This is a genomic window from Brevibacillus sp. AY1 (assembly GCF_029870785.1).
GTDB classification, from domain to species: Bacteria; Bacillota; Bacilli; order Brevibacillales; family Brevibacillaceae; genus Brevibacillus; species Brevibacillus invocatus.
The window spans coordinates 64,749-77,966 of record NZ_JAFLPN010000021.1 but is presented as its reverse complement, the minus strand read 5'-3'; the positions used below and the strand labels follow the sequence as shown (position 1 = coordinate 77,966).

At 48.4% G+C, this 13,218-nt stretch carries 11 protein-coding genes; 1 reads left to right on the top strand and 10 read right to left on the bottom strand.

The annotated features are described in order from the left end of the window. Positions 1-120 precede the first annotated feature (120 nt). From JZI27_RS16615 to JZI27_RS16585, 7 genes are all read right to left on the bottom strand, one after another. Positions 121-2,499: an AAA family ATPase gene (locus tag JZI27_RS16615; RefSeq protein ID WP_122909401.1), complete on the bottom strand. Its 2,379-nt coding sequence runs from the start codon at positions 2,497-2,499 to the stop codon at positions 121-123. A gap of 145 nt (positions 2,500-2,644) precedes the next feature. After that, positions 2,645-2,848 (bottom strand): hypothetical protein, encoded by a 204-nt coding sequence (locus JZI27_RS16610; protein WP_183185050.1) that lies wholly within the window; start codon positions 2,846-2,848, stop codon positions 2,645-2,647. A 72-nt stretch (positions 2,849-2,920) separates the two neighbouring features. After that, positions 2,921-3,259, bottom strand: coding sequence for a hypothetical protein (locus tag JZI27_RS16605; protein WP_245996852.1), 339 nt, complete (start codon positions 3,257-3,259; stop codon positions 2,921-2,923). Then, positions 3,256-5,793, bottom strand: a complete 2,538-nt coding sequence (parC, locus tag JZI27_RS16600) for a DNA topoisomerase IV subunit A (protein WP_280208330.1) — start codon at positions 5,791-5,793, stop codon at positions 3,256-3,258. The genes JZI27_RS16605 and parC overlap by 4 nt, the downstream gene beginning before the upstream one ends. Before the next feature lie 2 nt (positions 5,794-5,795). Beyond that, a complete protein-coding gene (locus JZI27_RS16595; protein WP_183185066.1) occupies positions 5,796-7,787 on the bottom strand; it encodes a DNA gyrase/topoisomerase IV subunit B in 1,992 nt (663 codons plus the stop codon). Positions 7,788-8,234: 447 nt separating this feature from the next. Further along, positions 8,235-9,374: an Rv1355c family protein gene (locus JZI27_RS16590; RefSeq protein ID WP_245996863.1), complete on the bottom strand. Its 1,140-nt coding sequence runs from the start codon at positions 9,372-9,374 to the stop codon at positions 8,235-8,237. A 34-nt stretch (positions 9,375-9,408) separates the two neighbouring features. Next, a complete protein-coding gene (locus tag JZI27_RS16585) occupies positions 9,409-10,278 on the bottom strand; it encodes a hypothetical protein (protein WP_251245301.1) in 870 nt (289 codons plus the stop codon). A 170-nt stretch (positions 10,279-10,448) separates the two neighbouring features. Here JZI27_RS16585 and JZI27_RS16580 point away from each other — a divergent pair, with 170 nt between their 5' ends. Then, the gene (locus JZI27_RS16580) at positions 10,449-10,823 is read left to right on the top strand and encodes a YflT domain-containing protein (RefSeq protein ID WP_122909335.1); all 375 of its coding nucleotides are present in this window, start codon (positions 10,449-10,451) and stop codon (positions 10,821-10,823) included. 63 nt (positions 10,824-10,886) lie between these two features. Here the strand turns inward: JZI27_RS16580 and JZI27_RS16575 are convergent, their stop codons facing one another. The 3 genes from JZI27_RS16575 to JZI27_RS16565 all read right to left on the bottom strand — a co-directional run bounded on the left by JZI27_RS16575 (position 10,887) and on the right by JZI27_RS16565 (position 13,185). Continuing rightward, positions 10,887-11,192, bottom strand: coding sequence for a DUF1292 domain-containing protein (locus JZI27_RS16575; RefSeq protein ID WP_251245302.1), 306 nt, complete (start codon positions 11,190-11,192; stop codon positions 10,887-10,889). Positions 11,193-11,275: 83 nt separating this feature from the next. Further along, positions 11,276-12,706 (bottom strand): ATP-binding protein, encoded by a 1,431-nt coding sequence (locus JZI27_RS16570; protein WP_280208325.1) that lies wholly within the window; start codon positions 12,704-12,706, stop codon positions 11,276-11,278. Between the two features lie 308 nt (positions 12,707-13,014). Then, complete coding sequence (locus JZI27_RS16565; RefSeq protein WP_183185052.1) at positions 13,015-13,185, bottom strand: hypothetical protein; 171 nt, start codon at positions 13,183-13,185, stop codon at positions 13,015-13,017. Positions 13,186-13,218 lie beyond the last annotated feature (33 nt).

Sequence of the window (13,218 nt, the reverse complement as noted above, 5' to 3'; positions counted from 1 at the left end):
TGGTTGGGAAGCTGAAGATTTCATTCAGAATACTTCGACAAATCACAAACGCATTTTTTATGCAACGCTAGTGTCACAAAATATAAAAAATAGGAAAAAATTCCAGCTGGTACCTTATCTCTATTCAATCCGTTCCATTACCGGCAGAAAATCGCTCCAGATCAGCTCCATTAGAAGCTGCTGGTTCCAAAGGTCGCCTGGTGTGTCCATCAATCGAATAGCCTGATGCTGCATCGCTTCCTGCACCAGATTGTAACTAAAACGACCATTCCCCTCCACACCATGTCGCGTGAAAATCTCTTGCAGTTTGACGGTGAGCTCTTTCTTCGTTTCAGCACTGATCAAATAACCTGCATTCGTTACACCTTGCTCCACGATTTCCACCAGCTGCGCGGCGGTATAGTCCGGGAAGTGGATGTACTTCTTGAAACGCGAGGCAAGTCCCGGATTGCTCATCATCAGCCGCGCCATCTCATCCGGATAGCCTGCCAGAACCACGACTAGATTTTCTGCATGTCTGGTCATTTCTTCTACGAGCGTGTGAATCGCTTCTTTTCCGAAATCTTGTCCTCCGCCCAACAGAGCATAGGCCTCGTCGATAAAAAGAACACCGCCCAGGGCTTGTCTCACCTTTCTCCTGGTAAGAGCCGCTGTCTGTCCTACGTACTCCGCTACCAGATCGGCTCGGCTTGCTGTCACCAGATGGCCTCGCTTCAAATACCCGATTTCGTGCAAAATTTCGGCGTACAGTGCGGCGACAGTTGTTTTTCCTGTTCCCGGATTTCCGGTGAATACAGCATGCAGCTCGATGGGACTCATCTTCAAACCGCGAAGGCTGCGCTCTTTTTGTACGCTGACAAACGCCGCGATTTTCTTCAGCTCTTCTTTCACCTGATCCAATCCGATCAAATGCTGCAGACGATCTCTCGCTGTCTGATCCATTGTCTCTGATCCTTCAGACGAAATATTTTCAGGATACAGGATGGTAAAGTCATCCCACTGCAAGTCGTTTCCTGCCGTGGATCTCCCTTTGGCAAAAATCGCGTCTAAAATCAAATTGGTAACCGTTCTGGCATTGCCAAAGGAATCATCGACCCGCGATTTTTCGATACGCTGACGCAACTGAGTTATCGCCTCATCCGTCAGGGTAAAGTCGTTGCGATCCGCGACCTGCTGCGCGATCATGACCAATTCTTCGGTTGCATAATCAGGGAGCAGGAAGTGTCCTGTTTCAGGAAAACGGCTGTACAGCCCCGGATTGGTGTAAAGGAAATGGCGCATTTCTTCGGGATAGCCTGCCAGCATGACCACAAAACGTCCCGCATATTCGCCACCTGTCATTGCTGCAACCAAGGTGTCGATGGCGGCCTGTCCGTAATCACTGCCCGAGCTGTCTGCCCTCTTCAGACTATAGGCTTCATCAATAAAAAGCACGCCACCGTCAGCACGTTTGACCGCATCCATGACACGTTGCTCGGTCTGTCCGACATACGCGCCTACCAGGTGAGAACGGTCTACCTCGATGAGCTGCCCCTGTGTCAAGAGCCCCAGCTCTTTGTACAATCGTGCAATCAGCCTGGCTAGTGTGGTTTTGCCTGTACCGGGATTTCCCATCAAGACGAGGTGAAGCGGCAATTCATCCTGCATATGCCAGCCCTTTTCCTCGCGCTTTTTCCGATATTGCAAAAACTGGGCAAGCTGACGAACCCGCTCCTTGATCTCGTCCAAGCCAATCAGGTTCTCAAGCTCATCCAGTGCAGAGGGTTCGTGTGTAAGCTTCGGCTGTTGCTTCTCCATCACAGACCGGCTATGCCATAGAGACTGTAGTCTCACCTGCTGTCCGACCAGGATTCGTATCGTCTCCTGCAACTGCCCTAATAGCTCGGATGAAAAAAACACTCCAGATAACGATGAAGCATATGCGTCTACCTGCTGCTCCAAACGCTGCAGCAGCTGTTCCCGCTCCTGATACAGCTGGAGGAGACTTTGTGCCAAATCCTCGTACTCTGGATCGGATAATTCCATAGCCAGCTCATGTATGGAAGTAGCATCAGATTGCCAATTCAAAAGGGCGCTTTTCTCCTGATTCGCAAGGTTAATCAGGACTTCTACATTTCTTCTTCGCGTAACGACGTTATCTGTCTCACGAAGAGTCGGAAAGGTGTCAGCGAACGTCTGCTCTGCTGCTAGTTGACTCGTCTTCACTCGCAGCATCAGCTCCATGGCTGGACGATATGCAGGGTCCAAGAGCATGGCCCTCTCCAACCACTCCAGTGCTAATCGATGGCCGCCACTTTTGCCGAGCCGAATAGACGACAAATGGGTCAGGACCACCGCTTCTGCCTGGTCTAATCGGATATCCGGAGCGGACTTCCTCCGCTGCTCGATTTCCTGTAAATACCCGATGCAGGTCCCTTCCGATACTTCTCCCGTTTTTGGAGGCTCGATCCGCCACCGCTCGATCGTAGCGAACAGATCCTGTTCTTGCTGCTGATGCATATGCATGCTCCTCCCGTTCCAAACCTTCCTTCCTGTTGTAGCATAATTATCCTTTCCTGAAAAGAAAGCCTTGCTTTCCGGCAGTACAAAAAAAGAAATGCGCAGCTCCATGCACTACTGGAACTACGCTTTCTTCTATCGTGTCCTATACCTGAATATTGCCCATTTCCACGTCTGCGGAAAAGTGCGCTCGTGCAGCGTCAAAAACTTCCTCTTCTGACTCAGCAGCAATTTTGAATGACGTAACCACTTTCGCACCGCTGCGAACCTGCACATGATACTGCGAATCCCCGTCGTAGGTAGAGGCAAAATTATACTCTCTGCCATTCACATTCAACTTTCGTTCCACAGTGGTCACCTCCCGCCATAGTGTGCGCAGGATGAACCTATTTTACCCAGAGATAGGGGCAAACTTCATTTCCTAAACCGGAGAGAATTGAGAAAGCACGACCGATTTCTCTACTACCTCGCCTGTCGGAAGTCCGACCTGCAAGGTACCAGTATCCTCGTTCTCACCAGGTAACCATCCGAACGAGAAGAGCTGACGAGAATATGCATCGTCTTCGCTCAGCGCAGCCAGCATCACCCGCAAGGTATCGCCCGTCAGGGGTACAGCCACACTTGCTCCCTGTTCGTCAGGAATGGACAGCCACTTCAACGCCTCTTCAAAATACTCCACAGTGTCCAGCAACAAGGCCACCTGCTGCCAGCTAAGTGGTGAATGGAAAGATTCAAACGGACTTGTCATGTAATCGATCATCCCTTTTTGTCACCTGGTTCATTGTCAAACAAGCTACCTTGCGCTTCTGTCCGTTTATCCGCAGCTTCACCTGCAGGTGCATTTTCCTTTGTATTTTCCTTTGCATCATCCGATGGAAGCACCGTCTCAAAAACAATCGTTTCGACGCCTTCGATCAGATTTCGTCCGATGCCACCCTGCTCGTTGACATTTACCTGATCCGTCTGCACGATTTGCCACTCGTTCGTGGCAGTCAAAGCGTACATGGTATCATCCACGTTGAGAGCAAGCAGCTGATGCGGGCTAGTCTTTCTTTTACGGATCAACTGTACGCCTTTTCCTGCTCGTCCTTGCAGAGGAATGTCAGCGATCTTCGTGCGTTTCACGACCCCATCAGTCGTAATCAAACTGAAAATACGAGAGTCATCCGATTCGATTGGCAGCACAGAGACGAGTTCATCCTCTTTTGCCAGCGTAATGGCCTTCACGCCGCTTGAAGCACGGCCAGTTGCACCAACTTCGCTGGTCAAGAAACGTATGCCCATACCATCACGGGTTGCCCCGAGGAATCCACCTTGATCATCGCGTACGAAAACCGCAATAAACTCATCATCTGCCGATTTCAGCTTGGCCGCTACCAAGGCATTCGAACGATTGGTTTCGTACTCCGCCAAAGCCGTCTTCTTGATCAGCCCACTTCGGCTGACATGATAAACGAAGAGCGGCTGTTTGAAGTTCTCGACAACGGTAAAGCCCACAATACGCTGCTGTTTTTCCAGTGGGATCACGTTGACGAGTGCTGAGCCGATATCCTTCCACTTATCATCCGGGAAAGAATTCACCAGGGTGGCAAAGTACTTCCCGTCTTGCGTAAAGAAGAGAGCCGTATGGGATGTGTTCGTCTCCACGAAATGACGAACCCTGTCTCCTTCTTTGACGCCACAGGTCTCGATCGTCCCGCCCATCGACTTGAAGGAACGCGGACTCGTCCGTTTGATGTAGCCTTCATTTGTGAGGGTCACGATGCAGTCTTCCGCATTGATCTGCATGGCGATATCGATCTTGATCTCCTCGATTTCACCCTGAATCACGGTACGTCGTTCTTCGGAAAATCTCTTTTTGCACTCATTCAATTCGGCTGTAATCACCTGAATCAGCTTTTTCTCGCTAGCCAGAATCGATTCCAGCTCTTTGATCTCTTTACCCAGAGTAGCCAGTTCTTTTTCCAGCTTCACAATGTCCAGCCGTGTCAAAGATGCCAGCTGAATGCTGAGAATAGCATCTGCCTGAATATCCGTAAAACCGTACTTTTCCATGATATTGCGCTTGGCGTCTGCGCGATCTTCCGAGTCCATGATCGTGTCCACGATCTGTCTGAGTATCGATTTGGCCTGAATCAGACCTTGAACGATGTGCTCACGGTTGGTCTTCTTGTCCAAATCGTACTGAGAACGTCTAGTAACGACTTCCTTCTGGTGATCGATGTACGCTCCCAGAAGGCCTTTGAGACCCATTTGTCGGATGGTTCCCTCGTAGATCACGTTCATGTTGTAATTGTAGTAAATTTGCAGATCTGTATTTTTATATAGATAATGAAGGATTCCCTGCTCATCCGCTTCTTTGCGAATGTCGATGACGATGCGCACTTGCTTGAGCTCGGCTTCCTTGCGTCCCGTCTCGTCTCGTACCGCAAGCGCTCCTTCGATTTTGCGCTCCATCACCAGCTCATCAATCTGCGCAACCAGCTTGGATTTGATGACCTCATAAGGAATCTCGGAGATGACGATCTTCTTGATCTTGCTGCCTTTTGGTTCCTCGACATGCGTCTTGCCACGGATGATGAATTGCCCCCGTCCGGTTTCAAACGCTTTGCGAATCCCCGATATCCCCTGAACGATACCACCAGTTGGAAAGTCCGGCCCTTTTACATGCTGCATCAGTTCATCCAATGAGATGTTCGGGTTTTTCATTTGAGCGATAGCCGCATCGATCACTTCACCTAGATTGTGCGTCGGAATGTCAGTAGCAAACCCCACGGCAATACCAGAAGCCCCGTTGACCAGCAGGTTGGGAAAACGAGCAGGCAAAACGGCAGGCTGCTGTGCCGAATTGTCGTAGTTGGGAATGAACGTGACGGTATCCTTTTCAATATCGCGCAGCATCTCACTCGCCAAGGCAGATAGTCGGGATTCCGTATAACGCATCGCTGCAGGTGGGTCAGCATCCAGGCTACCGAAATTTCCGTGACCTTGAATAAGCACCTGGCGCATCTTCCACCACTGCGCCATACGAACCATCGTCTCATAGATCGCAGAATCGCCGTGAGGGTGATAGGTACCCATGACGTATCCCACTGTCTTTGCGGATTTGCGGTACGGTTTATCGAAGGTGTTGCCTTCCTGATACATCGCATACAAAATACGTCGCTGTACCGGCTTCAGCCCATCACGTGCGTCTGGAATCGCCCGAGACAAAATAACCAGATTGGCGTAATCTCCAAAACGCTTGCCCATGATTTCAGCAAAGCTTTGTTCAATAATCTGATTGGAAAGCATCCTTATTCATCCTCCCCCACTTCAAAGGTGACGTGGCTTTCGATCCACTCGCGTCGTGGAGGTACTTTATCGCCCATCAGGACAGTGACCAGCTTTTCACTCAGAGCGAGGTCATCAATCTGCACTTTGATCAGCTTTCTCGTTTCCGGATCCATCGTCGTCTCCCACAGCTGGTCTGCGTTCATTTCACCCAGACCTTTGTAGCGCTGTACTTCTGCACCGCGTCCAAGCTGCTTCAGGGCTTGCTCCAGCTCAAAGTCACTCCAGCAATAAATGTTCTCGGCCTTTTTGGACTTGCCCTCTTTTTTCACCTGATAGAGAGGGGGTTGTGCGATATACAGATGACCCGCCGCAATCATCGGTCGCATGTAGCGGAAGAAAAAAGTAAGGAGCAGAGTTTGAATGTGAGAACCATCTACGTCTGCGTCAGACATGATAATGACTTTGTCAAAAGCGCAGTTTTCAATCGAAAACTCTTCCCCGATATCGGTCTCCAGCACCTCAAGAATGGTGCGGAATTCCTCGTTGGCCAATACATCGGAAAGCTTGGCCTTCTCTGTATTCAACGGCTTTCCTCTTAAGCTGAACAAAGCCTGGAATTCGGAGTTTCGCGCCTGTTTAGCAGAACCGCCTGCAGAATCCCCCTCCACCAAGAACAATTCATTGCGTTTCGGGTCTTTATACTGCGGAGGTGTGAACTTTTCCGAAATAGACTTGCGCTTTTTGGAAGACTTCCCTTTTTTGTCGCCGCGGAGTGCTTCCCGCTGTTTGCGCAATTCCTCGCGTATTTCAGCAGAACGCAGGGCTTTGTCAATCAACAGCTTGCCTACTTCCGGATTTTCCTCGAGGAAGAAGCCCAGTTTTTCTGAGATAATCTGTTCGACAATGGTCCGTGCTTCTTCGTTGCCCAGCTTGTCTTTGGTTTGCGACTCGAACTGGACGTCTGCCATCTGCAAGGACAGCACACCCAGAAAACCTTCGCGCAAATCATTTCCAGTCAGGTTGGGATCTTTTTCTTTCAGATACCCTTTTTTACGGGCAAATTCATTAAAAATTCTCGTCGTTCCATTTCGAAAACCGGTGACATGCGTTCCACCATCTGTGGTCACAATCGAGTTGACGTAGGAAACTAGCGTTTCTGCATAGCCATCGTTGTACTGGAAGGCAAGCTCCACGTAGATATTATCCCTTTCCCCTTCAAAATAGATGATGGGATGCAAGGTTTGCTTTCCTTCGTTCAGATAGTCCACATAGGATTTCAAGCCGTCTTCAAAATAAAACTCTTCCCGTTTCTTTTCGGCACCGCGCTCGTCAATCAGCACCATGCGCAGTTTTTTCAGTAAAAAGGCTGTTTCACGGAAACGGTCACGAATGGTTTCATAATCAAATCTGGTGTTCCCAAAGACAGCTTCATCCGGGAGAAAGCGGACCGTTGTCCCTGTTCTTTTGGTATTCCCGACCACTTCCAAATCGGTTACTGGTTTACCTACATGCTCGATGCCCTTTTCGTCCACTTCATAGGCAAAGCGCTGCTTGTGGATTTTTCCTTCACGATGGATCTCCACTTCCAGCCATTTGGATAAGGCAACAACGACACTGGAGCCGACGCCGTGCAAGCCACCGCTTTTCTTGTAGCCGCCACCGCCAAACTTTCCTCCCGCATGAAGCGTCGTAAAAATGACCTCAGGAACCGGACGTCCGGTCTTGTGCATGCCAGTAGGAATTCCACGGCCGTGGTCTTCTACACTGACACTGCCATCCTTGTACAAAGTCACAATAATACTGTCGTTCACACCGGCCAGCGCCTCGTCCTTTGCATTGTCAACAATCTCCCAAAGCAGATGATGCAGACCTCTGCTACCGGTAGAGCCTATGTACATTCCAGGCCGTTTGCGAACGGCGATCAAGCCTTCCAGGACCTGAATATCTTCTTCTGTATACGTTAGTGTGTGGAGTGTGTCTGTTTCCTTCAATCGCGCTCTCCCCTCTGCCATTTGCAACTTCACTGGAAAGACTTGCAGTTAAAAGCCAATGAGCAAGACTTCCACTGCCTTGTCATGATCCATTCATCCAACATTTTCAAGTGTGAGGTTTAAAAAATCCTGTCCTTTACACATATCGGTCAAAAAACGCGAACACTTAATCGCTATTGTACCGTATGCTTCCTCTTGTATACAACGCCCATGCTTTTTTCGTGGAGAAAAGCCAGCTTGCATACACCGGATCAATCGACTGAACCTGTATCGCGTGGTCTGTACAAAATACACCCGATGGACCAAAAAAGCCACCTCACCTGTAGCGAGATGGCTGTTTGAGTCACGATTAGACACTCAAACATGCATATGCTCAAAAGTGTTGAATCCGTGTTCTCGGCATGGTTACAGGCAAGGAATCTTGTATAGTGTAGCACTAGACATCAGGAAAGGTCAAAGACGCAACGACTATCCATTTGTGTCATTCTGCTGACGATTCCTTAATAATTCTTCCAAATCGATATAATACCTTCCAGAATCGCGAAATTGTCCCAGAGCAATTCTCCTGCACACGTCAGCACCGCTGGCAGCACCGAGCATGACAGAGGAAGCAAGCTGCGGCCAAGTCAAGATGCTCGTCCCAACCTCTTTTAACGATTCCTTCAACCGTGAAGACATGGACTCGTAGCTGACGATTTTCATCACAAACGGAATTTTTTCCTGATTGCTCAGATTCTTCAGGCTCTCCACATCCAGATCTTCCACCAGTCCGTGAAAAATGGGCCGGTTGGGTTCCAGATCAAACCGCTCGACATCAATCAATCCCCTGTCGCTCGTATCCATGACGACCGGAATGCCCAGCTCTCTAGCCTTCAGCCGAATTAACACCTTGACATCCAGGCTGTCACATTCATCCAATACGAGATTGAGCTTTCCTCCGTCCATCAGAAAAAGATCGATGTTCTCCTCGTTGATTCCTTGTGTGTAGCAAACCACTTTTATAAACGGATCGATTTCTGCGATTTCTCTGGCACTCACGACGACTTTCGGTACCCCAAGCTCATGGACACCTGCGCGAATGCGATTCAGATTGGACAGCTCCAGCGTGTCAAAATCGGCCAGGCGAAGTTCCCCCACGCTCCGTTCCATGACTAGTGTCATCGCGATCGATTGACCTACTGAAAGACCAATAATGCCGACTTTTTGCTGGCAGAGGATAGCTTGTTCTGCCATCGTTATTTTGTTCCGGTTGCGGTTTGTGCGTACAAACACGAATTCTTCTTCATCCAGCAAGTGAACAATTGTGTTCTTCCAGGGATAATAAACCCAAACCCCCAGTTCTTCGATACGGGCGTCCCCTACCTGCCGAGCTACTTCCGCCTGTAATTCTTCCTGGCTCCACCTTCGATCTGGATTCGTTGCCTTGACCCACTCCTCCTTTTGGCCCAGGAAGGAATCCACCACATCCAAATTTGGATTGGCTTCCATCAATTCCTGCAGGCGCTCACTATCCTCCTGTTGCGAAAGGCGGAAAAAGCTCGGTTTGTAGGTCCATTGCTCCTGTCCTTCTCTAGTTAAGGTTTGCAGCAATGCAGTTATGCTTTGCACCAGTATTCACCTCTTTTTGCAGATTGGGTATGTACTACAGATAAATCCTTTGACCCGAGACCATTTTCATCAATGGCTTGATACGGAAATCGAGGTTATAGACTGCAGGCTGTTCGTGCACAGGGGACTCAGGCCTCCAATATTTATAAAATGCGCGACGTACCGCGTCATGAGAGGTTGAGGGGAGCAGATGTGATTCCGGCATATCGGTCAAACGAAAGCCGCAGCCATCCATATAACGTTTTACATGAGGCGGCATAATCAGATAGCTGGTTTGGAATTTGCGACTTTTCAGAAAGCGAAATGCTCCTCGAAGTAGGATTCGAAACAGATGTCGCTTATGGAAATCCAGACGTTTTCGAGTTTGTTCATCCAATTCAGAAGCGGGCACGTCCAACAGAGGATGATAGGCAAAGCGAGAAAACTCTGCCGCGCGTTTTTGGACACTGCTTTTGGAAAAGATCTCAAAACAATCAAGCTCTTTGTCGACCAACACCCTGACACTGACCAAAGGGAGTAATACCCCCTCCATTTGCTGGGTAATGATAAAGACTTCTGTCTTTTTATGGCTGTCGGTAGCAATATCTTCAAACGTCAGCTGATCGTGCAAATAATGGGCATTATAACTGCAATTCACAATGTCTTTTACGGTTTGCTGCAACCGAGCATCCTCTCTTCCCACTCTTCTGCAAACGTAAGCTGCTGCATCCAACGATGCGTTCTCAAACACCTCCCCATGCTGAGTCAATCTGTCATACATGCTCGCAAGCTGTTCGTTTCGAAAAGAGGGCGGCGGCACCTCCAGCAATACCTTCAAAGGGATGGTAGCGTACTTACTGGAAGCAAACGGGACTTCCTGTGGCAACGGAACAACAGCTGTTGTGGAATGTACGGACATATTCATGACTCCCCTCCAATCTATAGCCATGTATAAAAAGGTTTTTCATAAACGAAAAATTCTACAAATTTTGATAGTTTCCTCCATTTTTATATAATATTTTCCAATTATGACCCCGTCCGTTCAGGGCAACCTAGTAAGGCACAATGCTGCGATTGACAAAAGGGGGGATTTTTGTGATCAGCGCCACCAAGCCATTCGTCAAATTTCATCGCTACGACCAGGAGCTGGTTTCCGATATTCAAGCGCTTAACTCGTCTGGCTATCACAAGGACGACATCTGGGTGATCAAGTGGAACCCTGACAAAAACCACTCCAATCAGCGAGACAATTTCTATAAATTCAGCACCCATTTTGAAAGCGCAGTCGGCGACATCGACAGCAAAGCTCACTTCTTCGACAACGGCGGAGAGGAGATACGCACCAGATTGGAAAAGCTAGGCTTGACCAAAGACGAAGCATCCACTTTATTTCGGGAGTTGCAGGAGACAGACTACACCTGCTTATTGGTAGTCCGTGATTTGAAGGATGAAATTATAAAAATGCACTAGATTAGAAAAAAGAGAAGTCACTGCAGGAAACAATTGCAGTGACTTCTCCATATAGCAGAAAAGCTATTCGTTATCTTTGATCAATTCGATGCCTTCCAGTACCTCATTCAGCTTCTCATAAACCTCATTCTCTTCGTTCTCTTCCAGTGGAACCATCTCGCCGCCATCCACCTGGAATACGAAGATATCTACTTCCTCATCCAGTTCTTCTTCACTATCTTCATCCTCGATAGCTTCTGTCAAAGCGATATATTCTTTACCGTTCAGATCAAACAGGGCAATTACTTCAAAATCACCCAACGGTTCACCATTTTCGTCATCCAGTGTGATGATGTCACCTAATTCGAGGTCTTTATTCTCTTCCGTCATTGCGTTCACGTCCTTACGATGTTATTGGCTCTTCGACTACATCATACCGTTTTTTTCCGGTAGACGCAAACAGGCGAATGATGCTATTCAACAGGCAACCGTACTTCGAAGGTAGTGCCTTCGTCAAGTTTACTTTTCACTGTGATCGTACCGCCGTGATGGGAAATAATCTTGAAGCTGACCATCAATCCAAGGCCTGTCCCTGAGGCTTTCGTCGTGTAAAACGGCTCACCCAGCTTTGCGATCCGATCCTCCGGAATCCCGCACCCCTCGTCCGTAAAGGATATCACCAGCATCCCTTCTTCACGACCGACTGATACCGTCACTGTTCCACCGCCTGGCATGGATTCGATGGCGTTTTTTAACAAGTTGAGAAAGACCTGTTTTACTTGATTCTCCTCACAGTTGATCGCTGGCAGATCAGGTGCGTAGTGTGTGACGATCTGCACATTATGCATGATCGCATGGGTTTTGCCCAACGTAATGATATGTTCCAGCAAGGGTTTGATTTCACATTGTCGGTGAACGACTACCTGAGGCTTGGCGAGGACTAGGAATTCACTGATGATGAACTCGATGCGATTCAATTCAGACAGCATGATGGAAAAGTACTCTGGCTTTCCACCTTGGGTTTTCAGAAGCTGCACAAAGCCCTTCAACGACGTCAACGGATTGCGAATTTCATGTGCTACGCCAGCAGCCATTTGACCTACGACAGAGAGCAGCTCTGTTTTTCGAATCATTTCCTCGGCCTGCTTGCGCTCTGTCACATCCTGCAAAAAACCAATAACAGCGGGCTGTCCTTTATAGGAACTCGTCTTCTGGAGCACTTCGACTTCAATGATGTTGCCATTTCTGCACATTCCCCGAAACTGATAGCGAAGATTGGAACTGTCTCCTTCCAGTCTGCGCTTCTGATTTCGCCGCACCATCGTCCTGTCTTCGGGTACAACCAGTTCAACCGCTGTCATGCGTACCATTTCTTCCTGGGTATAACCAAACATATCTGCAAGGGAGGGATTGACGTAGACAAAGCCCGGCTGTTCCACATAGGCGATGTATACACCGATCAGCGTATCCTCGACCAAGCTGCGATACAACTCTTGCGTTTCAAGCAATTGCTGCTCAATCCACTTTCTTTCCGTAATCTCCGTAGTGGAACCTACTACCTCGCGGACTGTTCCCCCTACAATGACTGGGGATAATGTAGTGGTAAAGGTTCTAGCCCCGATGCTCGATTCATACTCCACGACATGGCCATTGTACGCTTTTTCAAACAAGGGTAGAATATCAGTCACCTTGCATGTCAACAAAATCTCTTCGATCCGCTTGCCCTGCAAATGCTGGGTCGTCAATCCAAATTCCTGAGCTATCTTCCCTTCTGATAGCGTGACCATAAATTGCCCTTCGTGATTTCGAGAATACTTGAAAATCTGATTGTGCACATTTTCCACTGTGCGCAACAATTCATCCGTGAAAGGAATCTCGCTAACCCCCGCTACACGTGCTTGCAAAGATCATGCACCTCTTTACGCAAATGCTTTTGGGACATTATTCACCATTCGGCTGTATTTTCCTCTTTTTGTCAGAAACATTCTGCAAAATGGGCCTGATCAGAAAGCTCGGCAGCGACTAGCTTTTGGAAATGCACAAGAAATCCATTACTTCTATGATTAGAAAACTTGGCTACGGCCAAGCTTTTGGCGGAGCCTTAGTTGCACTTATACTATCTTCCGCTAATCTTTTTAGCGCTTTAGCGCACTTAAACTTTCCGATAGTAGAACAAAAAACAATCCGCCGCTTGGGCAGATTGTCGGATGACCTACTCGTTGTATTCTTGCAAAACACCTTTTTCCATAAGGAATGCTTCCTCGGCCTGCAAAATCGCAATAATGGCATCTCGCTTCGCGTACAATCCCGCAGACGCGAGTCGACTTTCAATGAATCTCAGCATTTCCTCAAAATCAATGATCTGAATTTCTTGATCACCCACGAATGAAAACCTCCCTTTCTCTCAACACGTTTT